This is a genomic window from Candidatus Saccharibacteria bacterium oral taxon 488 (genome assembly GCA_010202115.1).
In the GTDB taxonomy this organism is placed as follows: domain Bacteria; phylum Patescibacteriota; class Saccharimonadia; order Saccharimonadales; family Saccharimonadaceae; genus Nanosynbacter.
In genome coordinates this window covers 145,608-170,715 of sequence record CP047917.1, presented here as the reverse complement: position 1 = coordinate 170,715, position 25,108 = coordinate 145,608, and the positions used below count along the sequence as shown (strand labels likewise).

General features: G+C 48.4%; 15 protein-coding genes, 3 tRNA genes, 2 rRNA genes, 2 other RNA genes and 1 pseudogene. 7 read left to right on the top strand and 16 right to left on the bottom strand.

Annotated elements, in window-relative coordinates; translation table 11 throughout:
- Positions 1–81: 81 nt before the first annotated feature.
- From GWK74_00895 to GWK74_00870, 6 genes are all read right to left on the bottom strand, one after another.
- Positions 82–3,196, bottom strand: a 23S ribosomal RNA gene (locus tag GWK74_00895).
- A 270-nt stretch (positions 3,197–3,466) separates the two neighbouring features.
- Positions 3,467–4,606: a dihydroorotate dehydrogenase (quinone) gene (gene pyrD, locus GWK74_00890; GenBank protein ID QHU90080.1), complete on the bottom strand. Its 1,140-nt coding sequence runs from the start codon at positions 4,604–4,606 to the stop codon at positions 3,467–3,469.
- 20 nt (positions 4,607–4,626) lie between these two features.
- Positions 4,627–5,475 carry a hypothetical protein gene (locus GWK74_00885; protein QHU90079.1) on the bottom strand — a complete coding sequence of 283 codons (849 nt, stop codon included), beginning with the start codon at positions 5,473–5,475 and terminating at the stop codon, positions 4,627–4,629.
- Positions 5,476–5,745: 270 nt separating this feature from the next.
- A tRNA-Val gene (locus tag GWK74_00880) sits at positions 5,746–5,822 on the bottom strand.
- 12 nt (positions 5,823–5,834) lie between these two features.
- Positions 5,835–5,911: transfer RNA gene (locus GWK74_00875), tRNA-Ile, on the bottom strand.
- 51 nt (positions 5,912–5,962) lie between these two features.
- Positions 5,963–6,039: transfer RNA gene (locus tag GWK74_00870), tRNA-Ala, on the bottom strand.
- A 62-nt stretch (positions 6,040–6,101) separates the two neighbouring features.
- Here GWK74_00870 and GWK74_00865 point away from each other — a divergent pair.
- On the top strand, positions 6,102–6,338 hold the full coding sequence (locus GWK74_00865; GenBank protein ID QHU90078.1) for a hypothetical protein: 237 nt from the start codon (positions 6,102–6,104) through the stop codon (positions 6,336–6,338).
- A 278-nt stretch (positions 6,339–6,616) separates the two neighbouring features.
- Here GWK74_00865 and GWK74_00860 read toward each other — a convergent pair.
- The 4 genes from GWK74_00860 to gyrB all read right to left on the bottom strand — a co-directional run bounded on the left by GWK74_00860 (position 6,617) and on the right by gyrB (position 13,344).
- Positions 6,617–8,193 (bottom strand): 16S ribosomal RNA (locus tag GWK74_00860).
- Between the two features lie 210 nt (positions 8,194–8,403).
- On the bottom strand, positions 8,404–8,835 hold the full coding sequence (locus GWK74_00855) for a divergent PAP2 family protein (protein ID QHU90077.1): 432 nt from the start codon (positions 8,833–8,835) through the stop codon (positions 8,404–8,406).
- A 10-nt stretch (positions 8,836–8,845) separates the two neighbouring features.
- Positions 8,846–11,365 (bottom strand): DNA gyrase subunit A, encoded by a 2,520-nt coding sequence (gyrA, locus tag GWK74_00850; GenBank protein QHU90076.1) that lies wholly within the window; start codon positions 11,363–11,365, stop codon positions 8,846–8,848.
- Positions 11,366–11,367: 2 nt separating this feature from the next.
- Entirely contained in the window at positions 11,368–13,344 is a 1,977-nt protein-coding gene (gene gyrB / locus GWK74_00845) for a DNA topoisomerase (ATP-hydrolyzing) subunit B (protein QHU90075.1), read from the bottom strand.
- A gap of 159 nt (positions 13,345–13,503) precedes the next feature.
- On the opposite strand from gyrB, the gene GWK74_00840 reads away from it, so the two are divergent.
- Positions 13,504–15,069, top strand: coding sequence for a hypothetical protein (locus tag GWK74_00840; protein QHU90074.1), 1,566 nt, complete (start codon positions 13,504–13,506; stop codon positions 15,067–15,069).
- A gap of 20 nt (positions 15,070–15,089) precedes the next feature.
- Positions 15,090–15,656 carry a hypothetical protein gene (locus GWK74_00835; protein QHU90073.1) on the top strand — a complete coding sequence of 189 codons (567 nt, stop codon included), beginning with the start codon at positions 15,090–15,092 and terminating at the stop codon, positions 15,654–15,656.
- A gap of 498 nt (positions 15,657–16,154) precedes the next feature.
- On the opposite strand, the pseudogene GWK74_00830 reads toward GWK74_00835, so the two are convergent.
- From GWK74_00830 to ssrA, 4 genes and pseudogenes are all read right to left on the bottom strand, one after another.
- A pseudogene (locus tag GWK74_00830) lies at positions 16,155–18,728 on the bottom strand (DUF87 domain-containing protein).
- 4 nt (positions 18,729–18,732) lie between these two features.
- Positions 18,733–19,143 carry a hypothetical protein gene (locus tag GWK74_00825; protein ID QHU90072.1) on the bottom strand — a complete coding sequence of 137 codons (411 nt, stop codon included), beginning with the start codon at positions 19,141–19,143 and terminating at the stop codon, positions 18,733–18,735.
- A gap of 39 nt (positions 19,144–19,182) precedes the next feature.
- Entirely contained in the window at positions 19,183–19,563 is a 381-nt protein-coding gene (locus GWK74_00820; protein QHU90071.1) for a hypothetical protein, read from the bottom strand.
- 1,150 nt (positions 19,564–20,713) lie between these two features.
- Positions 20,714–21,114, bottom strand: a transfer-messenger RNA (tmRNA) gene (gene ssrA / locus GWK74_00815).
- 67 nt (positions 21,115–21,181) lie between these two features.
- On the opposite strand from ssrA, the gene GWK74_00810 reads away from it, so the two are divergent.
- The 4 genes from GWK74_00810 (at position 21,182) to rplT (ending at position 23,823) form a co-directional block, all read left to right on the top strand.
- Positions 21,182–22,699, top strand: a complete 1,518-nt coding sequence (locus GWK74_00810; GenBank protein QHU90070.1) for a YifB family Mg chelatase-like AAA ATPase — start codon at positions 21,182–21,184, stop codon at positions 22,697–22,699.
- Between the two features lie 90 nt (positions 22,700–22,789).
- Entirely contained in the window at positions 22,790–23,284 is a 495-nt protein-coding gene (locus GWK74_00805) for a translation initiation factor IF-3 (GenBank protein QHU90835.1), read from the top strand.
- Positions 23,284–23,478: a 50S ribosomal protein L35 gene (rpmI, locus tag GWK74_00800; protein ID QHU90069.1), complete on the top strand. Its 195-nt coding sequence runs from the start codon at positions 23,284–23,286 to the stop codon at positions 23,476–23,478. Before GWK74_00805 ends, rpmI begins: the two co-directional genes overlap by 1 nt.
- Before the next feature lie 3 nt (positions 23,479–23,481).
- On the top strand, positions 23,482–23,823 hold the full coding sequence (gene rplT, locus GWK74_00795; protein QHU90068.1) for a 50S ribosomal protein L20: 342 nt from the start codon (positions 23,482–23,484) through the stop codon (positions 23,821–23,823).
- Between the two features lie 49 nt (positions 23,824–23,872).
- Here the strand turns inward: rplT and rnpB are convergent.
- Together rnpB and GWK74_00785 are read right to left on the bottom strand one after the other, a co-directional pair.
- An RNA gene (gene rnpB / locus GWK74_00790) (RNase P RNA component class A) lies at positions 23,873–24,216 on the bottom strand.
- A 170-nt stretch (positions 24,217–24,386) separates the two neighbouring features.
- A complete protein-coding gene (locus GWK74_00785; GenBank protein ID QHU90067.1) occupies positions 24,387–25,034 on the bottom strand; it encodes a site-2 protease family protein in 648 nt (215 codons plus the stop codon).
- Between the last annotated feature and the right edge of the window lie 74 nt (positions 25,035–25,108).

Below are 25,108 nucleotides of genomic sequence, written 5' to 3'. Positions count from 1 at the left end.
CGTTGAAAAGCACCAATTACTAGTCAAGTCTACCTTATCCGCGAGCGTTATGCAAGCATAAACGCTAGCAGACAAGGACATAAAAAGGCAATGGGACTATTAGTACGCTTTAGCTCCATGCATTGCTGCACTTCCACCTTGCGCCTATCAAACAGATAGTCTTTCTGTGTCCTCATAGGGAAACCTTATCTTGAGGTTAGTTTCGCGCTTAATATGCTTTCAGCGCTTATCTAGTCCGCACATAGCTACTCGACAATGCAGCAGGTGGCCACAATCGATACACCAGAGGTGCGTCCGCCCCGGTCCTCTCGTACTAGGGGTAGATCCTCTCAAGTTTCCTATCGTCCATACCGGATATAAACCGAACTGTCTCACGACGTTCTGAACCCAGCTCGCGTACCACTTTAATCGGCGAACAGCCGAACCCTTGGAAGGTGCTCCCCCTCCAGGATGTGATGAGCCGACATCGAGGTGCCAAACAGCGCCGTCTATGTGAACTATTGGGCGCTATAAGCCTGTTATCCCCAGGGTAACTTTTATCCGTTTGCGCTGTCGATCCCACATTCATGTACAAATGTACGTACAGCGGATCACTTGCTCCGACTTTCGTCTCTGATTGGAATGTACTCCTCACAGTCAAGCTGGCTTATGCGCATACACTATCACTTCGATTTCCATCCGAAGTTAGCCAACCTTTGAACGCCTCCGCTACTCTTTAGGAGGCAACCGCCCCAGTTAAACTACCCACCATACACGGTCCGCTAACCGGATAACGGTCAGCGTGAGAACACAATCACAACAAGGGTGGTATTTCACTTGGTGACTCCACAAATACTGGCGTATCTGCTTCAACGTCTCCCACCTATGCTACACATGTTGAAACCGTATTCAATGTAAAGCTGTAGTAAAGCTCCATGGGGTCTTTTCGTCCTGGTACGGACAGACGGCATCTTTACCGCCAATGCACTTTCACCGAGTCCTTCGCTGAGACAGTGCCCACATGATTACTCCATTCGTGCGGGTCAGAACTTACCTGACAAGGAATTTCGCTACCTTAGGACGGTTATAGTTACCGCCGCCATTGACTAGGGCTTCAGTTCGCACCGTGAAGCGCTCCCCTTAACCTTCCAGCATTGGGCAGGAGTCAGCCCCTATACATCCACTTTCGTGTTAGCAGAGACCTGTGTTTTTGATAAACAGTTCCGTGGGCTCTTTTGCTGCGGCCCCCACATCGTTAGATACAAGAGATTCGCGTTCAAAAGAGCAATTCGTTTGCTCGTGTCTCAGAAAATTCGTTTTGTGATTAAAAATGTACTCTTTAACCTATTATTCACTGAGTGAACGCGGCTGATATCCACCGAAGTGGGGGCAGACCTTATCCCGAAGTTACGGTCGCTGTATTGCCGAGTTCCTTAGCGAAGGTTCGCTCGTAAGCCTGAGTCTACTCGACTCGAGCACCTGTGTTGGTTTGCGGTACGGGCGGCTAAGTCCACGCGTACACCTGCTTTTCTAGCCAGGGCTTTCACCAAAATCGCGACTCCGAAGAATCACTTTCACTCCCTTTGCGTTCCCGCTCGGTTGGACGGATAAACCATGAATCCGCTTCGATTACTTCCCCGTGAACAGTGTACAAAACTTAACCGGTTCAGGAATATTAACCTGATGTCCATCGCCTACGCTCTGCGCCTCGGCTTAGGCCCGACTAACCCTGAGATGATTACCATGGCTCAGGAAACCTTGCTCTTACGGCCGAGAGGATTCTCACCTCTCTTATGGTTACTCATTCCAGCATTCTCACTTCCTACCGCTCCACCGAACCTTCCGATTCGACTTCACCGCTGATAGGAACGCTCCTCTACCACGCCAGATAAATCTGACATCCATATCTTCGGTATAACGTTTTAGCCCCGTTACATTTTCCACGCAAGATCTCTTGACTAGTGAGCTGTTACGCACTCTTTAAATGAATGGCTGCTTCTAAGCCAACATCCTAGCTGTTTAAGAAATCTCACCTTGTTTCCCACTGAACGTTAATTTAGGGACCTTAGATGATGGTCTGGGCTGTTTCCCTTTCGAGCACCGATCTTAGCACCGATGTTCTAACTGCCGTGGTTACACACATGGTATTCGTAGTTTGTTAAGGGTGGGTACAGTTGCCCGCCCCAGTCCTTTACAGAGCTCTACCCCCATGTGCTACTAACACGACGCTAGCCCTAAAGCTATTTCGAGGAGAACCAGCTATCTCCGAGTTCGATTGGCATTTCACCGCTAACCACAAGTCATCCAAACACTTTGCTGCGTATCCTGGTTCGGTCCTCCACCACCTGTTACAGTGGCTTCAACCTGCTCATGGTTAGGTCACCCGGTTTCGGGTCTAATCCTTACAACTAAACGCCCTATTCAGGCTCGCTTTCACTGTGGCTCCGTCAATTGACTTAACCTCGCTGTAAAAATTAACTCGCTGGATCGTTCTACAAAAAGCACGCCGTCACCGGACAAGCCGGCTCCGACTCCTTGTAGGCACTAAATTTCAGGATCTATTTCACTCCCCTCCCGGGGTTCTTTTCACCTTTCCATCGCTGTACTAGTTCACTATCGATCGTATATTATATTTAGCCTTGGCTGGTGGTCCAGCCAGATTCAAACAGGGTTTCTCGTGCCCCGTCCTACTCGATAAAACATACATAAGGTCAGCGTCGTTTTCGCGTACACGGCTTTCACGCTCTTTGGCTAGTCATTCAAACTATTCTGCTAACCACGCCATTTTCTTACCTTACTACCAGTTGATAGCCTGGTATCACAAATCAGATTATTTGAATGAATTCAAATGCTCTGACTTGGTCATATGTAATATCACAACCCCTTATTAAGTATTCGTCTATCAACTTATTTGCCTAAATAAATAGGCAAAAACTTAAAAGGTTTGGGCTGCTGCGATTTCGCTCGCCACTACTTTCGCAATCGTTATTTACTTTCTCTTCCTCATCCTACTAAGATGTTTCAGTTCAGATGGTTCCCGCTCGCTTGCCTATGTGTTCAGCAAGTGGCAACATGACATGACTCATGCTGGGTTTCCCCATTCGGAAATCCCCGGATCAAAGCTTGTTGACAGCTTCCCGAGGCTTATCGCAGTCTTCCACGTCCTTCATCGGTAATATACGTCTAGGCATCCATTTAGTGCCCTTGAGTACCTTTTTATGCATTGACTTAACTAGTAGTTGCTACCTTGCAATTACTGTTACCGTCAATTAAAAACTCAATTTCTTCTCTTCAAATTGTTAATGATCATGCCTCACGCTTGAGTGCACATCTCGACCCGTCAAAATAACGTCATCTAATCTACACTCAACGATACTATCACCACTGCCCTCGCACATTTTGCAGTGTATTGCCAGAGGTTCTCCTGAACATTCGCGTAACTAGTAATCAACTATACAGCAGCCGAAGTTGTTTTGCAAGAGTTTTTTCAAAGTTTTTTCGTCTTTTTTGACCGGCTGCGAAAATCCGCACCAACTGCCTCGGAGATATGAGAAAAACCGTCTTTTTTCAATAGCTCCACCAATCCGCGATTGATTTGCCCAACCAGCTGCGGTCCTTCAAAAAACAGACCGGTAATCAGCCCTACTAGGCTGGCGCCAGCCTTAATCTTGGCGTACGCATCCTCAGCCGAAAACACTCCACCAACGCCAATGATCGTCAACCGGTCGCCATATTTCTTATACGCATGGCGAATCAGCTCTAAGCTGTGTTCGCGCGTTGGCGCACCACTCAGCCCACCGCGAATTTCATCAGTCAGCGAATCTTTGATGTTAATTTTACTACGGTCTTTGATCAGATTTGCCACCGTCACACCTTGGATATTATGCCGAACAATAACCCCTAGCAGCGCATCAAACTGCTTTATGTCATATAGATGTGGCATTTTCACCCAGAACGGTACGTCACGCGGCACGATATCAAGTGTTGTTAATAATGCATCGAGCGACTCCGCCTCAATAAACGGCTCCTTGCCGGCATTAGGGCATGATATGTTAATTTCTACAACACTCGCCAATTTGTTGTGAATAATATATTCTGTTGCTTTTTTTACGTCATTAATGATCGCCTGTTCGGCTGGATAGCCACCAGCCTGCTCAATCGTTGTTTTATTTGCAATAACCGCCACAGAGATCACACTGACTGCGTTGCTTGACCGACGGGTGTTTCGTTCGATATAGTTACGGATCTTTCGCAAACCTTTATTCGGCATACCCGCAAAAACTACGACTGACTTCGTCCTCGGCAAGCGATGAAACCACGGCCGTCGATTCCCCTTCCTCGGCTCTAGTGTCACCGACCCACCCGAAGCAAACCCAAAACCAATGTCTTCCATTAGTGACAACAGCTGAATATTTTTATCAAATCCTGCCGATAAGCCGATCGGGTTACGAAAAGTGATGCCGCTCACTTCCTGCTGAAGCGAGTTGTCTTGAAAACCCCACGACTTACGGATACCCCACCGAACAGGCGGTAGAGCCTGCGCCACGCGACCGCAAAAAACAATCAGCTTATGCGTAAAGTCTGGCGTTAACAAAAATAATAGGGGTTTTATAACATACTTATACATCTACTTACAGTATAGGGTAATTATTTATTAAAAGCGATATTATCCGGGTTTATATTCCATGAGGCAGCATTCATCCGAAACTTATTGGCATCGTAATCAGCCTCCTTAATGACTCGCTGTCTATGATCTGTTAATGACTCTTCGCCATCCAACCCCACTGGATTTTCCCCAACCGCAAAACCAGGAGCGATGGCTAATGGGATAGCTCCCGTTTCCCTACCTTCAAAAGCACTCTCATACTGAGAATAAACTTCTTCAACTATCCTCAGTAACTTGTCTTTAGACTCCTCAAAGCCATAAAATACTATTGGATCTCGTCTTGTTTCCAGCCGCCCAGCGGCTAGTCCGGCGTAATAATCAACCGCCTTGTCTACAAGGTGCTTGGCGTAACCACTTGGCGCCATAATCTTTGCCTGAAAGCGAAGCCCCTCTCTTGTAGCTTTCGCAAAAATCTTTTTATAGATATCAAGGCTATCTCGTAACTGAGGATTAAGATATATTCTTACCGTTGGGTATTTGTTAGGGTTTTTACCATCTTCCTGCAGAAACTTCAAAGAGTTATGCTGTATCCAAAGCAGGCTGCATCCATGTGCCAACATTCTTTCCTTTATTTGATTACCCCCACCGTACCGCTGTCGATATTTGTCAGAAAAAGCATAGAGCTCTTCGATATGCCGACGCACTCCTGTCTTATAAAACTCGACATCATCGGGATTGTTCACTGACGTGTCGGTATCAAGCCGCCCCAGTACCTCTTCTATGGAATTACCTGGCATCTTTCTTGCCTCATCAAACGATTGAGGAAGTCTAGTGTATCGCTCCGCAGAAAACGCATTGAGGGCAGTGCCCCCCCATCGCCCGTTTTTCATGAATAATCTCATGTGCTAACTTATAAAAACCTGCATCTTCAAGGTCCTTATCAAACGCAAGGTGTGCAATAGTACCCTTGTTAGTGTCGTCAAGATCACCGTAGGCAGAAAACTGCTGCACAAAACTCAAGCGTTTACTATATGGGTTATTTTCTAAATTATGTTTATTGTTTACCATGTACGCCCAATATTAATAGCATAGTTTATGGTACGTGTCAACCTCGATACTTATAAACAAAAACACCCCCCTAGCGGGATGGCTTATCTATCTGGTGGGCGACAAGGGACTCGAACCCCTGACCCTCTCGGTGTAAACGAGATGCTCTAGCCAACTGAGCTAGTCGCCCTTATCAAAAACTTGGTGGGCGATGAGGGACTTGAACCTCCGACCTCGTCATTATCAGTGACGCGCTCTAACCAGCTGAGCTAATCGCCCTCAACCTCGTCTTGGTGGAGTGTCGCGGACGTAAGCCCGCTTCACCCCATATGGTGGAGACACAGGGACTCGAACCCTGGACCCCCTGCTTGCAAAGCAGGTGCTCTAGCCAACTGAGCTATGTCCCCATTGCCAAGACTTTATTCATTGTACCGTATCTTTTTTATTCTGGCAAGTGTATAATGGAGATATGTATTATAAATTTACCTTTGGATCTTTTTTTGTCGGCCTCATCGTTTTGATTATCGGCGCCGTCATGACCGTATATCATCAAAAACTGGCAGACAATCTCGCGAGCGGTATCAGTAGTTACGAGCGCTTTAAGTTCTGGGGACTCGTTGTCTGCGGAGTTGGTTTTGGAATTATGCTCTGTCTCCACACTATCCCGCTAGGCTGGCTCGCAGAATCACTATTCGGTCGCCGATAAGCTCCGCAGCCATCGCCATATCGCGTTCCGCCTATGCTCAGCCACACTGAAAGGAAAGACCCCGTCATTAGTCATAGACGACAAAATACCCTCCAAACAGGAGGGTATTTTTATATTAACAACTTGATTGTGCAATTCATCAATCGGCTTATCGTAGAGAAGGTTTTGAACTTTGTCTCGTCCCTAGAAGGACTATTGTAAATATGTAAGCTCAGCATATTTACGAGACCGACCTAGCTCAACTTGTGATTACTCGACAAGCTGGCATCTATTCTCCCTAGAAAGGAGGTAATCCATCCGCACCTTCCGGTACGGATACCTTGTTACGACTTAACCCCAATCATGCCCCCCACCTTAGGCCGACGAATCGGACTTCGGGTGTTGGTCACTTTCATGGTTTGACGGGCGGTGTGTACAAGACCCGGGAACGTATTCACCGCAACTTGCTGATTTGCGATTACTAGCGATTCCGACTTCATGGAGGCGAGTTTCAGCCTCCAATCCGAACTGGGACTAGCTTTGATGCGATTTGCTTCACCTCGCGGCTTCGCTGCGCATTGTACTAGCCATTGTATTACGTTTCTAGCCCAGGACGTAAGGGAAATACTGACCTGACATCATCCCCTCCTTCCTCCCCGTTACCGGGGCAGTCCAAGTAGAAAAATACAACTACTTGCAAGGGTTGCGCTCGTTGAAGGACTTAACCTAACATCTCACGACACGAGCTGACGACGGCCATGCATCACCTGTCACAGGGTTCCAAAAGGCACAGTCTACTTTCGCAGACCTTCCCTGGATGTCAAGCCCTGGTAAGGTTCTTCGGTTATCATCGAATTAAAGAACATAATCCACCGCTTGTGCGGGTCCCCGTCAATTCCTTTATGTTTTAGCCTTGCGGCCGTACTCCACAGGCGGGATACTTAACGCGTTAGCTTCGCTACTGAAGGGGTCGATACCTCCAACAGCTAGTATCCATCGTTTACGGCGTGGACTACCCGGGTATCTAATCCGGTTCGCTCCCCACGCTTTCGTGCCTTAGCGTCAGAAATGGCCCAGTAACCTGCCTACGCCATCGGTGTTCCTTCTTATATCTACGGATTTCACTCCTACACAAGAAATTCCAGTTACCTCTACCATTCTCGAGTTTAACAGTTTGAATAATAGTCTGTATGGTTGAGCCACCAGGTTTCACTATTCACTTATTAAACCGCCTACGCAACTCTTTACGCCCAGTCACTCCGGATAATGCTCGCACCCTACGTATGACCGCGGCTGCTGGCACGTAGTTAGCCGGTGCTTATTCATGAGTTACCGTCATATTCTTCACTCATAAAAGAAGTTTACAACCCGAAGGCCTTCATCCTTCACGCGGCGTTGCTCCATCAGGCTTTCGCCCATTGTGGAAGATTCCTCACTGCTGCCTCCCGTAGGAGTCTGGACCGTATCTCAGTTCCAGTCTGGCTGATCATCCTCTCAGACCAGCTATGGATCGTCGGCTTGGTAGGCCATTACCCTACCAACTACCTAATCCAACGCAGGCTTCTCCCAAAGCGGATAAATCCTTTAATCCGAAGACCATATGCGGTATTAGCTACCCTTTCGGGCAGTTATCCCTCACTTTGGGGCAAATTCCTACGCGTTACTCAGCCGTTCGCCGCTCGCCGGCATTCTGCACTATCAGTTTGAAATCACCCCAGACACTCACTCCTTTGGAAATGATGCGGCTGATTTCCCTTGGAAATCCCCGCGTCTAGGCTTCAAGTTGATAGTGCAGAACCCGCTGCCGCTCGACTTGCATGTGTTAGGCACGCCGCCAGCATTCATCCTGAGCCAGGATCAAACTCTCCGTTAAAAATCTACTTTGTGTCAAAGTATTAAGGCTCTACAAAAATATAAACTGACGATGATATTGCACAATCAAATTGTTAAAGACCATAGTCGGGTTTGTGTACCGCTTTCGCTTCACCTAACAAATTAGCGTGATTGTCGCTTGGCTCGCACTCCAGCAACCAGACTGATACTCATCTTACCTGATATTAGTGGTCAGGTCAAGGGTTATTAGCAATTATCTTGTAGCGAAAATTACAACAAAGGTTACAACCGTGCCCACGGCCGCCCCGACAAGCATTTCTGGTAGCGTATGACCATGTGCCACCCTAATCGTTGACAGCTTTGGATAATCTTTTCGCACCACTCTATTGAGCAAGTCACCTTGCTGTCCAGAGGAAAATCGCACCATCACCGCATCATACAATACGATTGCCGCGAACCATGCAGCCAGGCCGAACAGCGGACTTCCCCACCCCTGGTAGTGACCGATGGTCAGCGCAAGCGACACCACCGTTGCACTGTGAGCACTCGGCATACCACCTGAAAACAATACCGGCGAACGAGGGTTCGACTGCGTAACTCGACGATTACGGCCAAACAGCCGGGCCAGATGCTTTGATGACTGCGCTACAAACCACGCGATGCCCGGTATCAGGATGTATTGCATCGGCACCTGGCTAATCCTCCTCGTCTGGACGTTTCTCCATTAGGCCAATCGACGACACCGCATCGCCATCACTCAACCGCATAATCGTCACACCCTGCGTTGTTCGACCGAGCAACTTGATGTCACTCAAGCCCAGACGAATTGTTTGACCATTTTGCGATACCAACAGTGCTTCGTTCATCGTCGGATCAATCGTCTGTACTGAAATGATTGGGCCAGTCTTTGCCGTCACAATTGCCGCCTTTATCCCTACACCACCGCGCTTATGACTTGGGAAATTAGTCACTTTCGTGCGTTTACCAAAGCCCTTTTCGCTAATGACCAGCAGCGTCTGTTCATCACTGGTAACGATATCCATGCCAACAACGCAATCATTCGGACGCAGGCGCACCCCGCGTACGCCACGAGCCGCTCGACCCATCGGCCGAGCATCCTGCTCGTTGAAACGAATCGCTTGACCAGCTGATGTTGAAATAATTACATCACTTTTGCCATCTGTTTTCTTGATCCAACGTAGCTCGTCACCCTCGTCTAACTTAATAGCAATGAGCCCGTTCGTCCGGATATTGGCATAGTCGCCAAGCGGAGTCTTCTTCACCGTACCATGCTTAGTTGCCATAAATAGGTAGCCCTGGTCACCAGCGTTCTTCTCGTGTTTAATGATAGCGGTGATCTTCTCTTCTGGCTGTAGCTGGAGCAGGTTCACCGCCGCCACACCTTTGGCACTGAGACTGGCAGCTGGTACTTCATACGCCTTCAGGCGAAAAATTCGACCTCGATTCGTAAAGAACAACAAATAGTCATGGGTGTTTGCTGGCACCACCTGGTCAATGATATCCTCCTCTTTGGTGGTCATGCCGCGCTTACCCTTGCCACCACGGTTTTGCTTGCGATAATCACTGAGCAGGGTCCGCTTGATGTAATTCTCGCCGGTTAGTAAAATGACCGCTTCCTCATCTGGAATTAGCTCCTCATCAGAGAACTTACCCAGTTCATGGTTGATAATTTTACTACGCCGCTCGTCGCCGTACTTTTCCTTCATCTCTAGAAGCTCAGCCTTGATAATATTCAAAATCTCTTGCTCGTCGGCCAAGATAGCCTCTAACCTTGCGATCAGCTTCAGAAGTTCGCGAAGTTCATTCTCGACCGCTTCACGCTCAAGTCCAGTCAGGCGTCGCAGCTGCATTGCCAAAATAGCCTTGGCCTGGATCTCGCTGAGTCCAAACTTAGCGCGCAGATTCTTTTCCGCTTCATCCTGGGTTTTTGAGGCACGAATCGTCTTGATCACCTCGTCAATGTGATCCAGTGCAATCTTATAGCCTTCCAGAATATGCGCCCTCGCCTTGGCCTTTTTCAGCTCAAACTCAGTACGGCGGCGCACCACAGACTGGCGGTGTTTCACAAATTCGCTCAAAATATCGTGCAAGCCTAAAATCCGTGGCTGCATGGTATTAACCAATGCCAACATGTTGTAATTAAAACTCGTCTGGAGCGCTGTCAGTTTGTATAGCTGGTTCAATACTTTCTTTGGATACGCATCTTTTTTCAGCTCGATGACAATGCGGACTTTGCCCCGAGAACTTTCATCACGTAGGTCGGCCAGCATCACTCGTTTTTCTTTATGAAGCTCACCAATTTTTTCGATTAGTGTTGCTTTATTTACACCATACGGGATCTCTGTGACGACGATCTGATGTCGCCCCTTCTTGGTCTCCTGAATCTCTGCCACCGCCCGCATCATTACACTACCGCGACCAGTCGCATATGCCTGACGCATCGGCGCGCCTCCATAGACAATTGCCCCCGTCGGAAAGTCTGGGCCTTTCACGTGTTGCAACAAGTCATCGACCGTTGCTTCAGGATTATCAATCAGTTCAACCGTCGCATCCACCAACTCGCCCAGGTTATGCGTCGGGATACTCGTCGCCATACCAACAGCGATACCAATCTGACCGTTCAGTAGCAGGTTTGGTAATTTTGCCGGCAGCACGATTGGCTCACGCTCTGAACCATCAAAATTATCCTTAAAATCAACCGTTTCCTTTTCAATGTCAGTTAGTAGTTCTTCAGCTGGCTTGTCGAGTCGCGCCTCAGTATAACGGTGAGCGGCTGGTGGATCTCCGTCCATTGAGCCAAAATTTCCCTGGCCCTGCACCAAGGTATAGCGCATCGCCCAATCTTGCGCCAGACGCACCATCGAATCATAAATCGCCGAGTCACCATGCGGGTGATATTTACCCATCACATCACCAATGATACGCGCTGATTTAACGAATTTTGCAGTACTACGATTGCCGTTTTGGTTCATTGAATACAAAATACGGCGATGCACGGGCTTTAGACCATCGCGCACATCCGGTAATGCCCGGTCAACAATGACACTCATCGAATAGCGGAAGAAATTATCTTGCATCACATGTTCGAGTCGACGTCGCTCTAAGCCTGTTGACGCCTCCGCTACCATGTCTGGCGTTACCTCAACTGACTTGTGGTCACTGGTTGATTGTATCTGTTTGTCCTGATCACTCATGATTAAATATCCAAATCCTCCAAGTTAGCATTTTTTGCCCAGCTTTGAATAAAGTTTTTGCGCAAACTCACGTCATCGCCCATCAACCGCGTAAAGATCGCATCCGCCTCTTCGGCGTCTTCCACACTGACTTGAATCAATACACGATTTTCTGGATTCATCGTTGTCTCCCACAGCTGGTCGGCATCCATCTCACCAAGCCCCTTAAATCGTGAAATTGTCACGCCAGCCTGCTTGGTGACATCTTGTTCATCATCGATTGTTGTACCACGACTTTTCTTATCGGCAATTAGGCTCGCCAATACTTTATCTTTCTCCGCCTCATCATATGCGTAGATTTTCTTCTGCCCACGGTTGATGGAGTACAACGGCGGCTTGGCGAGGTACACATAGCCACCCTCAACCACCTCTTTCATATAGCGAAACAGGAATGTCAAAAGCAACGTCGCGATATGACTACCGTCAACATCAGCATCGGTCATGATGATAATTTTGTGGTAACGCAGACCATTGATGTCAAACTGATCACCGATACCAACACCAAATGCCTGAATCATCGCCACAATCTCTTTATTAGCGAACATTTTATCAAGTCGCGCTCGTTCAGTATTCAGCACCTTACCACGAAGTGGCAAAATCGCCTGGGTTTTACTGTCACGACCCTCTTTGGCTGAACCCGCTGCTGAGTTACCCTCAACAATATAAATCTCGCTATCACTCGGGCTTTTGCTTGAACAATCCCACAGTTTACCCGGCAGCCCCATACCATCAAGTGCGCCCTTACGGATCACATTGTCACGGGCTGCTCGCGCCGCCTTACGCGCCCGGGCCGCCAAGGTCGCCTTGCCGACAATTTTCTTAGCAATACTCGGGTTTTCCTCGAGATAATACGCAAAATACTCGTTCATCACCTGCTCGACATAGCGGCGCATTTCTGGATTGCCGAGCTTATTTTTGGTCTGACCTTCAAACTGTGGATCAGGCAATTTAACCAAGATAATCGCCGTCAAGCCCTCGCGAATGTCGTCACCAGTCAGGTTATCTTCCTTTTCCTTCAATAAGCCATTCTTACGCGCATAGTCGTTGATGACCCTGGTTAGCGCTGAACGAAAACCAACTAGGTGCGTACCGCCATCTGGTGTCAGCACATTGTTGGCGAACGGCTTCACCGTCTCAATGTAGGTATCGTTATATTGCACGGCAATTTCCACCATGCAATCTTCAACCTGCTTCTCAACATAAAAGACATCGTTTGATAAAACATCTTTGCCAATGTTGAGGTGTCTCACGTAGCTCTGAATACCACCCTCAAAGTAAAATGACTGTCGCTCACCTGTTCGATTGTCAATAACTGAGGTGTGCACGCCTTTGGTGAGGTATGCCTGATGGCGCAAATAACTAACCACCCACTTGTAGTCAAATTCCACTGTCTCCTTAAAAATCGTTGGATCTGGGTAGAATATTATGCGCGTCCCGGTTGGCCGATCAGTTTTACCGATCTTTTCGAGCGGCTCAACGATACCGCCAGTCGCAAACACCACACGGTACAGCTGCCCGTCTCGCACCACCTCAGCGATCATTTTGGTTGAAAGCGCGTTTACCACGCTCGAACCTACGCCGTGGAGTCCAGATGACACTTTATAGCCACCGCCGCCAAACTTACCACCAGCATGCAGTACTGTCAGCACCGTTTCTAGAGTAGACAGACCGGTTTTTGGATGTTTATCAACCGGAATACCGCGCCCATCATCAGTCACCTGCACACCACCGTCTTCTAGCAGCACCACTTCTACTCTCGTCGCATGGCCCGCGATTGCCTCATCAATTGAGTTATCAGCGATCTCCTTGATCAAATGGTGAATACCATCATATCCCGTGCTACCAATGTACATTCCCGGTCGCTTACGCACCGGTTCGAGACCCTCCAAAACCTGGATTTGCGAGCCATCGTAGGCTTGCTTATCTGTTTGTTTAGCCATGCTTCCCTCACTATTTCTGATTTGTCAGCTATTTACAACTCCCCCATTATACCGCAAAAAAAGTGTTCACTCAAGCTATTTGCGTAAAAGCGATCGCTGTGCTATAGTGGAGACGGAATTTTTACGAAAACATAAAACTAATGAAAAATAAGGAACGGCATGTTTAAGAAAATCGTCTCCCACCTCGCGTTTAGCCCAAGCCTCATCCAAGAGCTCGGCTTTTACGCGAAACGCCTCCACAAAGAGGAAATCACTCGCAAAACCGGTCTCATTCTGACCGCCCTAGCGCTCATCGTGCAGTCATTTGCCGTTTTCCAACCACCTGAATCTGCCAATGCCGCCAATGCTTCAGACCTCGTTTATGGCGGTATTCATACGAAATCACAGCTACTCGCCGCGTGGGACAATAACTCGCAAAATTATCGTGACATGCTGCAGCACGCTGGCATCACACGCGAGAACTTGGCGAGTGCTCGCGACTCTGAGATCAGTACTCGCAGCAGCGGCCGCGATAATGGCTGGCAGTCATGGAGCCGAGTTTCACGCTTCGGCCTTCAGCGCGGAGAAGTCCAGTTTCAGGTTGGTAGCTTAACGCTGTACTCACGACCAATGGCTGAATTTGACACCGGGCGCAACCGCAGCGGCTCAGGCTCATGGTATAAATCATTCGTCGGCACGACTAGCGAGGGCAAACCGTTTGCTATCATGAAGGCCTGCGCTAACATCATGCTCAAAGAGTTGCCAAAACAAAAACCGAAACCAACCGCCGCTTGTAAATTACTTGAGCGACCCGTCGTCACCGACCGTACCAAAGTCTCGATGACAGCGTATGGTGATGTCCAAAACGGTGCAACGATCGCTGGCTATACCTTCATCATTAAAAACTCAGCCGGCACAGAGGTGCTCCGCAAACGTGTCAATACCACCGCTACGAGCACGTCATTACAGTACACACTCGACAAGGACGGCACATATACCGTGTCCGTTATCGTCCACACCAGCCTTGGTGACCAGACGAACAGTGCCTGTGCTTCAACCTTTACGATCAGTCCGAAACCACGCTGTCCACTTAACCCAAGCCTGCCGATAGACCACCCCGACTGCCAGCCGTGCCCAGGCGATGCTACAATTTGGGTCAAAGACACAACCTGTAAAGCCCAGGTTACCCGCACCAAGGCGGCACATAACCTGACCTCTGGCGGCGATGCCACCAAGAAAAAAGCCAACGCCAGCGACCGCATTGAGTATAAGCTAACCGCTAAGAACGAAGGCAAAGCCCCAGCAACAGTTGATCTGAAAGATGAACTATCTGACGTGCTAGAATATGCCGATATCTATGATAATGGTGGCGGCACCTTTGATAAGGAAAAGCGCACCCTTTCTTGGCCACAAGTCACCCTCAAACCGGGCGAACAAAAAGTTATGACCTACGTTGTCCAGCTCAAGGGTCAACTTTCCGCCAAACCACGCGGTACTAGCGATCCATCATCATATGACTGTCGCATGACAAACGTTTTTGGTACCAGTGTCGAAATTGTTGTTAACTGTCCAACGCCAAAGGTCGTCGAGCAGACCGTCGCTACTCTGCCGCGAACCGGCCCTGGAGAAAACATGTTATTTGCCGGTATCATTGCGGCTGTTGTCACCTTCTTCTATTGCCGCTCGCGACAACTGAGTAAAGAGGTTCGCATCATTCGCCACGATATTACAGCGGGAACGTTATAACAACATAGGGAGGGTAATACATGTCAGAAAAAATTCATGGGGCTAATCCAGAATTAGCAAGAAACGCTGGCGAACTTGAGCAGTCAGCCGGCGAAGTAGAACGATCAGCAGCTGAAAAGTTAGAGCGGCGGGCTGAACGAGCTGCTGAACGACAACATGAAAAGCAGCTCGACGATGCTCGTCACGAAGCATTAGAGCAAGCCGAGGCAAGCCAAACCGCTGAAACGGAGAAGCCAGTAGTCTCAGAGGCACCTCGCCAGATCACCAAAGCCGACCGTACCGACAGCTACCGGAAAACCATGAAAAAAATGCAGAGCGAATTATCGCCAGCTTCACGAACCTTTAGTAAGGTCATCCACAACCCAGCCGTTGAAAAAGCCAGTGAAGCTATCGGCAGCACCGTCGCACGCCCGAACCTCATTATTGCTGGCGCACTTGGCGCAATTTCCTCAGTCATCGTCTACTTTATCGCCCGCCACTACGGCTACGTTCTCTCTGGATCAGAAACGATCATTCTCTTTGGTTGTGGTTGGGTTATCGGCGCCATTATTGAGTACGCTCGCGTTGGCTTCCTCAATAAAAGATAGCCTGGCCCACGTCTAGCGTAGCTTGATCGATATCTCGCCATTATCGTTATTATCACCGCGCAGGTCGAGGCGGTTTTGCGACTCTGCCTGCTGCAGTTCTGTCGCCATCCTATCGGCAATTGATAGCGGTGCGACCTGCGCAGCCACATCCGAACCAGCCACTGTCGGCGCAGGCGCCGGATGCTGATCTGGTGATCGTAAACTATCATGAGGCGCACTCGCTGGCTGCCCCAATGGCCCGTTCGGCGAAGCACCAACTCCCTGCGACATCTGGCCAGCCATCTGGGCGGGCATAGCGACACCTTGTGGCACAGCGCCTTGCCCAATCTGTGGCGGTCGCATAGAAGCCAACGGTGGTTGCGCACCCGCCACGCCTGAGGTCGGCGACGCTAGTCGCGACGTAGCTGGACGGCCTGACTGTGGAGCTAGCGGCGATGGCACGCCCAATCGAGACTGCCCCGCACCCGGAGCAGCAGCGCCCACAGCCCCTGGCTTGCCACCACCAAGTTGTTGACGTTTTGACAACCACTCGTCCAGGAAAGACGAACCGCTCTTTGCAGTCGGCCGATTGAGCGATGGGCCAGTCGACGAAGTCGCCGGCTTTTTATTGCGACCAAGCCGCTCAAATATTTCCTTCTCAACCACCGCGCGTGGTTTGCCGTACTTTGCTGCCGATAGTCGCACCAACGCATCGCGGAGCTGATTGTTAACCTGCCCCATCGGTGGCACCCAGTTCATACTAAACGGCGTCGACGGTACATTATTGATCATCACCGAAGCGATCGACTGGAAATTTGGTAGCTTTGATAAGTCATCAATGTCAAACACTGGCTGAAACTTCTTGACCATCAATTCCGCGTCAGTAATACCAATACGCCCCGAGATAACCGTACCAATGTTACCAATAATAGCCTCACGAATCTTCTCCGTTAGCTGCGTCATGAACTGGTTACCCATGATCAGGCTCAGCTTATATTTTCGCGCCTCAGACAAAATTGATTCAAAACTATCAGTCGCAAAGTTCTGCACCTCGTCAACATATAGTGAAAAGTCTTCACGCTGCTCTTCCGGGATATCAGCCCGCGACATAGCCGCCGCCTGGAACTTCATGATAAAGATAATTCCTAGTAGCTTGGCATTGAGTTCACCAAGCTTACCCTTCGACAGATTAACTAACAAAATCTTTTTATTATCCATAATCTCACGGATGTTAAACCCTGACTTCGTCTGGCCGATGATATTACGCATCGAATCATTAGAGATAAATGGGCCAAACTTCGAGACCACCCACGATATCACCTCACCGGCCTCATTTGATCGCTGTGAGGCCGGGAACTCCTTTGTCCAGAAATCAATCACCTGCGGATCAGTGACGTACTTCAGCTTGCTCTTCACAAATTCTGGGTCAATGAGACACTTTGGCACATCAATAAATGTTCCACCAGCTGGATCCGCCATTAACAGCAGCGCACAGTTACGGAAAATATGCTCAAGCCGTGGCCCCACAATACCGGTATGCCCCGGATCGTACAGCCCATACAGCATGTTAATCGCTTCCTGCACCAGAAAGTCCTTTTGATCCGGACTATCGAATTCAAACATGTTGAGGCCAATCGGATTTTCCATATCGGCAGGGTTGAAATAGATAATATCCTCCACCCGCTCTTTCGGCACCTTCCCCATGAGCGACTCGACCAAATCACCGTGCGGATCGATCAGCGCAAATCCTCGGCCGTCCATCATGTCTTGATACGCCATATTTTCCTGCAATACCGACTTACCAACACCAGTCTGACCGATGATGTAAACGTGGCGACGGCGATCCTTCGTACCGATACGAATTGGCTTTTTCGTACCACGAAATTCATTGTAACCAATCAATAATCCTTCATCCAAAACGTCAGTCGGCCCATCAACCTGCTTGGACATCTGCCGCTTAACCTGTGAGGTTGGAATAGCAGTTGCGCTTGGTAAATGGAATAAGGTTGCCATCTCAACACTATTAAGGATATTACTGCGAATATGCTGTGGGAAAAACCGCATAATATACGCCGTGGTCATTTCCTCAATATTATTTGTCAGCGAAAAGCGAAAACCGTTATTGCGCGGCGAGTCAAACATCGCAAACGCAGCGATAATATTTTTAAGCAGCACCTGTGAGCGAGCAGCAGTGTTTGATGAAATTACCACCCGCACCAATACCTCATACGCCGGATAACGCGTCTTCTCGCTAATAGCATCAACCTCTGCCTGCTCTAGTGACGATAGCTGTTTATCCTCAGGCTTGATCTCACCTTCTTTTTCTTTTGCCGACTGTGGTGGTTTCCACAACGCCTCAAAAATGTCCCCGACCATTGAGATATCAACGCCCGCCACCTTCGTTGATTTCTTACCCTTGTTCTTCTTCATTTTCTCAACATGCTCTTCTGAGGCACGCGACCAACCCTCCCGCGCCGGCCGAACCAAGAACTGCAAGCCGATACCATCATCTTTTGTCGCCGCCGACATGGCATTCAGTAGCGCCCGCGACGCATCTCGCTTTGACTCTTGGTAGGTCGCGATAGGATAGACGAACGACTTACGGAGCGAGAATTCGCCGCCAATTGTCCCGCTCATCTTGCCAATTTTACTAAACACATTCGTATCAGCCACTTCTTCCAACCGCGCCGCCGGATAAGCTGCCGCAATCGCTTGGCGAATTACATCAACCAATACCGTCGGTACCACGGCATAATAATGCACCAAACCGCCACGCGCAATAATCTCAAACGACAAATGACGCTGCCCGTAGAGTCGACTCTTAAATCCTTTCGTTGCGGTACTTGATATAATGTTATACATCACTTGCGCTTGGCTAAGAATTTCTTCCGTTAGATCACGCTGGTCACGACTTGCCCCATCAATATCTTCACTCGATGGCGGCAAGTGAATCAGTAGCGGCACCATTTTTAGCCCGCGCTCATAATTTTTTGCTTCACGTAGCATCTTGCGATACTGCAGCGTAACAATCGTCACACCGATCGCTAATACTACGACGACGATAAAACCAGTAATTAACGGCCCGCTATCCATATTCCTATCCGTTCGATTGGCCCATCTCCCTGTTGTACCTCTTTTTGAGGTAGTCGGCCTGTAGTTGCGCAATTACCCGCGCTCGCTCATACGGATCATCCCTTGTCAAAGTAATAATCCGCTTCAATTTGTCAACCCACTCCTTCTCAATCAAATCATCATCACCAGCTATCAGCGGCGTATCGTCAGTTGACGTCGTCGATGCAGGAGTCTGTACCGCTGGAGGCGCTGGCACCGGAACGGTCGGTAGTACCGTTGCTGGCATCGGTGAGTTCGCTACATTTACCGCTGGGCGTTCGGCGGAGCGTTTCTCAGTCTCTACCTGATTTACATCGTCATCCAGCCGAAGCTCGCCGCTTGAAGCGGGCGGTAAACTCTCAACCGGTGGACGCGCCTGAGGCAACTCTGGATTCATACCTATATTGTACCACGTTACCGATAGAGTTCCTACGCCCTAAAATCGTTTGTGTATGTAAAAACAACCAAGGCCCAAAAAAAGTGTCAGAAGCAAGATATCCCATGCCGTAACACCGCCAATTGATTGCATACCAAGTAAGATAACCGGTATAAGCCCGATGATACTCGCATAATAATATAATTTCAACGGTGTTACCGAGGCCAAGCCACGATACATATTATGTCGAACAACACGCATTGCCACACGCCTCGCCGCGACCATCACTAAATAACAGCACGACGCAGTTGCTACATACAGACACACAAAAAACGCCAGGACGCCCAACGGACCAACGCTCATTGGCGTCACCGTGTGCACCAATACGACATCTGCCGTCACAGCCAGCGCCGCGACCATAGCAACATACCGACACTTCATACTCACACTATATCATAGACCAAGGGAGCCCAGGCGACGAACCATTATATGATCAGGTGAACCATCCGCCGCACTCAATAACTATTAGGGCGCGGTCACCTGTTCAAAGTCCGCCGCTCAGGGCAACTGACCGCTCCGAATTTCGGAGCATGTCCTTGCGCAACGTTCCTCATCCCGCACATCCAGTAGTCTCATCGCTAATCGCCTAACAAGGATTAACTGGATGCGCAGTGGTACTAATTATACGCGCGCTCAACGCGTTACATCGCAACTATTAACTACACGTTAATAATCACAAGTTCGGCGGAGCATCGGCAACACTATGGCGGAATAATCTTTTGTTATTCCGGCTTCATACTGCTGCCGACTATACGCCAAACGACATGCGTTACTGTGAATTCGGTCACGTAAATTGTTAATGTTGTTATTATTGTACTGATTTTTGCTTTTTATTTTCTTAAAAGCTTGTACCAATACTATCATGCATACGTTTATCGGTCAATACTTCACATAAAAAATATGTTGTATTTATAACATTTTTGTAATAATCTTTATATATTTTCATCTGTTACGTTCTATAAAATGTTTTATATACAACATTGTAATATAAACATATTCTTACTATACCGCCCGCTAATTCATAGCTCTTGTATAGTTACCCCATACGACATCATGAATCCAACAAATAATCTAGTAATTGATACAGCTCGCTGAACGTTTATACAAATAAAACGCCAAAACAACCAGGCCCTCAGCGTATCCCGTTTCGCCATCTCGCGGGTAAAACACCGGCCGTGCGGGGCACCGACCAGGAACCATCAGGGTTCAACCGTCTCGTCCAGCAACAACCTATATTTTCATCAAACCACTTCACTGACCCTCTAAATTATGTGGTATTTTTTACCTAGATTTTTTCTCAAAGATTATTGACATAACCATTTTTATCATTTACTATAGGGGTAGCTTCTGAATAAAAAAGTTATACACAACTTGTCGGGAGCCAAAAATAAACAGCACACGTAAAACTCCACTTTTTGAAAACAACCACTACTCGCAGGTGGTTGTTTTCATTTCATAGCAACACACGCAGCCACATTATCACCTGTTTTACGATAAAAAATCGACCTCTTTAGGTCGATATATAACTGTCTGGTGGAGCTGCCGGGTACTGCCCCCGGGTCCAACTGGTATCATGATATCCGTCTACGAGCATAGGTTCTTTTAATTTATTTTATAACGTTGCTCGGCTTAAAAACGAACCAAAAAACCAAGCTTCGTTACGCGGAGAAAGTCCCACATGTCCGCCGCTTCCGAACATGCAGCCAGCAACATATATATGACACCCTAGGCTTTGCCTGTTGCCGCAAAGCAAGGACGGTCGCTTAAATTAAGCAGCGACTGGCGCAGCAGCCATCGGAGTGAAAACACTCTTCAGGCTAGCAAATGCACCTGCAAGTTTAGACTTTGCAACTAAAACATACGTTACGCGTATCGTCGGCTCGCAGAATATCTTGATAAAGTCCAATTGTCGAAAGCTACTATATCAGCCCCATCAATCTGCCTTGAATTATAGCAACCTTCCCTTTTCAAGTCTAGCTATCTATGCTTTACTAGGTATATGGTTAGCAAGGTAGTTTCAGCGACGCCATATGGCTTTCACGGTCAGCTTATTGAAATTGAAGGCGACATATCACGAGGACTACCTGGACTACAAATCGTCGGACTTGGCAACAAAGCAATCGATGAATCGCGTGATCGCGTTCGCAGCGCCATCAAGAACTCGCTACTTGATTTTCCAAAAGGTAAAATTACCATCAATCTCGCCCCGGCGGAACTACCAAAAGACGGTACGCAATTCGACCTACCAATAGCCCTCGCAATTCTCTGTCTCGGCAAACAACTTCCTCAAACCGCCCTAGAGGGAGCGCTATTTGCTGGTGAATTGGCACTCGATGGTAGTCTTCGCCCCATTCGCTCGGCCATTACTATTGCCGAAACCGCCAAGCAGCACGGTATCTCAACCATATACCTACCGGCCTCCAACAGCGAACAAGCCCTGCTCATCCCCGACATTACTATTATCCCCATCAATAATCTAACGGAATTATTCCTCCACCTCAAACAAGAAAAACTCATCCAACCCGCAGTAAAAACAAAGCAGCAATATCGCCAAAAGAAACGCGGCATCATCATTGATGACATCCGCGGACAAGAGCAGGCCAAGCGAGCTGTCGCCATTGCCGTCGCGGGTAGGCACAATATTTTGCTGTCCGGACCACCGGGATCCGGCAAGACCATGCTAGCACGCGCACTCAATTCACTCCTGCCGCCGCTATCTGACGTTGAGATTATCGAAGTAACGAAACTCCACAATCTTGACGGCAATCAAGTTAGTCATGATATCGTTACCGACCGACCGTTTCGCACACCACACCACACCGCGAGCCGCATATCAATGATTGGTGGTGGCGCAAAGGCCACGCCCGGCGAAATTAGCCTCGCGCACCACGGCACACTGTTCTTAGACGAATTATTAGAATATCCACGAACGACATTGGAATCGCTTCGTCAGCCGCTTGAGGATAAGCAGATCACAATTTCCCGCGCCCAAGGTAAATACTACTACCCCGCCAATTTTATGTTAGTTGCCACGATGAACCCTTGTCCATGTGGTTATCTGGGCGATCCAGAAAAAAGTTGCCGTTGCTCATCGACCCAAATCTTGAACTATCAGAAACGATTATCCGGCCCGCTCCTTGATCGTATTGATCTAACAATCAACGTTTCCCGCGTCGCACATGAAGATTTGTTGTCCCGTAAGTCATCGTCGGATTCACAACAAAAACAGTTTGAAACTATGATTAAGGTAGCTCGTACACTACAAACTAACAGATACGGTAATAGTAATAAATACAACGCTGATATAGATGGCAGTAGTGTTGATAAAATAACTGCCCTAACGATTGAGGCCAAGCAATTTTTCCTTACAGCCGCCAAAAAGCTTGACCTAAGCGCTCGTGGCTATTTCAAAGTTATCAAGGTTGCTCGCACTATCGCTGATCTTGAGTCATCACTAGAAATAACCATTCCTCATGTCGCCGAAAGCCTACAATACCGACAGATTATCCCGACCTAGTGCTTGAAATCGACCCCTATACCTGATACAATGACTGATGAAATTAATCTAAAATTGCTTCAAAAGGAGAGCTAGGAGATTAATAAATCAATTCGTATCAACGGAGCGATCCGTGCTCGGGAACTGCGCGTTGTTGGTTCTGACGGTGAACAGCTGGGGATAATGCCCCTGCGCGACGCCCTTCAAGCGGCGGAGGATGCGGGACTTGATCTCGTTGAAATATCACCAAATGCCAATCCACCAGTCGCCAAGATTATTGACTGGGGCAAGTTCCAATATCAGAAGATCAAAGACCAGCAGCGCAACAAGCGCGCGGCAAAAGTCGGCGATCTCAAGCAAATGCGCTTTGGCCTGAAGATTGGCGCTGGCGATCTCGAAGTCAAGCTGCGCAAAATACGAGATTTTCTCGCCAATGGACACAAGGTCCGTATCCAAGTCGTCTATAAAGGTCGCGAGATGGCGCATAAAGAAATCGGTTACGAATTGATCCAAAAAATCACTGATCAGCTTGAGGAAGAGGCAATTCTAGAACAAAAACCTCAGATGGCTGGTCGCAATCTGAGTGTGGTAATAAGGAGTAAATAATGCCAAAACTAAAGACCCACAAAGGTACCGCAAAGCGCATTAAGTTAACGAGCTCTGGCAAGTTAACTCGTCAACGTGCATTTGGCGGTCACTTCTTAGCCAAGAAGTCAAAAAGCCGTAAGCGGGCGATTAATACAACAGCGAAAGTAACAGGCTCGATGGCAAAGAATGCCCGACGGGCAATGGGAGTTTAATCTATGAGGGTAAAACGAGGCGTCCCTGGACACGCAAAGCACAAGAAAATTCTGAAAGCCGCTAAAGGCATGCAGCACAATCGAACTCGTAGCTTTCGCTTAGCGAAGCAGGGGGTAATTAGAGCTCTGCAATATGCCTATCGTGATCGACGCAATAAAAAACGAGACCTCCGCAGCCTGTGGATTACCCGGATTAACGCAGCCGCTCGCCAAGAGGGCACGACGTACGGCAGGCTCATGGCTGCTCTCAAGGCAAAGAATATTGAGCTTGACCGAAAAGTGTTGGCAGAGTTAGCCGTTAACGAACCTACGGCCTTTACCGCAATTGTTAAAGCAGCACTATAAGAAAGCGACTTCAGCAAACTAAAACCTTCTCCGCTGAGAGAAGGTTTTAGTTTACAGCCTACCGATAAGCCGGGTTCTGTCGCGAGCGATCATCTATCTAGTTTACCTGTTGCCAGATAAATCAAGCGGTTATCGGCCTACGAGCGGACAACTCATTTGTAGACCTCCTTGCAGTCGACAGGGTTTACCTCTCCTCTGTGTCACCACCGAGGACTGTAAGCTCTTACCTTACTCGTTTCACCTTTTCCTTTGTGTCTATCGCCACAAAGGTAGTTTTGTTTCTGTGGCACTTTCCCTAGGGTTGCCCCCGGTCGCCGTTAGCGACTGTCGGTGTCCTTTACTGCCCGGACTTTCCTCTTGGCTTCACCGCCAAGCGATCGCTTAATAGGCTGCCCTATTATTATACATCATAAAAGCCCCAAGCAGTGCAAGCGCGTGATATTCCCCCGCATAAATGCAAGGTGGGTATCCGCAACCAGTCACCACGATGACTGACCATTAGGACTCCCTATCATATGATGTTAGGAAAATCATATGCGCCCGCCTACCTGAGGCTATCTCTATTATACACCAAAAATCATGCAAAAGAATTGGATAATACCGTTCGTAGCGAACGTCATAATTCGCCCAATTGCCGCCTGTCCGATCATAATGATAATGAACACCACCATTACCCCGTAGCGCTCAATCCACTCCATGCCACGGCGCACACTCTCTGGAGCGAGCGCATACAGCACTCGCGATCCATCGAGTGGTGGCAGCGGCAACATATTAAACACGAAAAAGCCTAAATTAACCAACACGACGAGGCTAGTAATTTGCCCCGCTAACGTATTTTGAATCAGCCCACCGCTGGTGATAACGCCGCTGACAGCACCCATGCCAAACGCTAAAAACGCTAAAAACAAATTAGTCAGTGGCCCAGCAAGCGCTACGAACGCTGCACCCCATTCACCGTGTCGCACGCGTTGAGGATTAAATGGCACCGGTCGAGCACCACCAAAAATTGGCAGCCCTAGCATAGCCAGTAATAATGGCAGCAAAAGCGTCATGAATGGATCAATATGCTTCAGCGGGTTTAACGTCAGCCGCCCCTCCGCCTTGGCCGTATCATCTCCGAGAAAATAGCCCATAAACGCATGCATCGCCTCGTGTAGCGTCATTGAGACGAGAATGACCACCAAGACCATACCTAAATATGCCAAATCCATAATTACCATTATAACACCTTGACTAATTATAGAAATACCGCTACAATACGATAGATTGTTTAGTTAATATAAAG

What these genes read in the sequence shown, in the direction of transcription:
- rplT (QHU90068.1), top strand. Translation starts at nt 23,482, where the DNA reads ATGAGGGTAAAACGAGGCGTCCCTGGACACGCAAAGCACAAGAAAATT.
- gyrA (QHU90076.1), bottom strand. Translation starts at nt 11,365, where the DNA reads ATGAGTGATCAGGACAAACAGATACAATCAACCAGTGACCACAAGTCA.
- GWK74_00865 (QHU90078.1), top strand. Translation starts at nt 6,102, where the DNA reads ATGTATTATAAATTTACCTTTGGATCTTTTTTTGTCGGCCTCATCGTT.
- GWK74_00885 (QHU90079.1), bottom strand. Translation starts at nt 5,475, where the DNA reads ATGAAAAACGGGCGATGGGGGGGCACTGCCCTCAATGCGTTTTCTGCG.
- GWK74_00820 (QHU90071.1), bottom strand. Translation starts at nt 19,563, where the DNA reads ATGAAGTGTCGGTATGTTGCTATGGTCGCGGCGCTGGCTGTGACGGCA.
- GWK74_00810 (QHU90070.1), top strand. Translation starts at nt 21,182, where the DNA reads ATGGTTAGCAAGGTAGTTTCAGCGACGCCATATGGCTTTCACGGTCAG.
- GWK74_00785 (QHU90067.1), bottom strand. Translation starts at nt 25,034, where the DNA reads ATGGATTTGGCATATTTAGGTATGGTCTTGGTGGTCATTCTCGTCTCA.
- GWK74_00835 (QHU90073.1), top strand. Translation starts at nt 15,090, where the DNA reads ATGTCAGAAAAAATTCATGGGGCTAATCCAGAATTAGCAAGAAACGCT.
- GWK74_00825 (QHU90072.1), bottom strand. Translation starts at nt 19,143, where the DNA reads ATGAATCCAGAGTTGCCTCAGGCGCGTCCACCGGTTGAGAGTTTACCG.
- pyrD (QHU90080.1), bottom strand. Translation starts at nt 4,606, where the DNA reads ATGTATAAGTATGTTATAAAACCCCTATTATTTTTGTTAACGCCAGAC.
- GWK74_00855 (QHU90077.1), bottom strand. Translation starts at nt 8,835, where the DNA reads ATGCAATACATCCTGATACCGGGCATCGCGTGGTTTGTAGCGCAGTCA.
- gyrB (QHU90075.1), bottom strand. Translation starts at nt 13,344, where the DNA reads ATGGCTAAACAAACAGATAAGCAAGCCTACGATGGCTCGCAAATCCAG.
- GWK74_00840 (QHU90074.1), top strand. Translation starts at nt 13,504, where the DNA reads ATGTTTAAGAAAATCGTCTCCCACCTCGCGTTTAGCCCAAGCCTCATC.
- rpmI (QHU90069.1), top strand. Translation starts at nt 23,284, where the DNA reads ATGCCAAAACTAAAGACCCACAAAGGTACCGCAAAGCGCATTAAGTTA.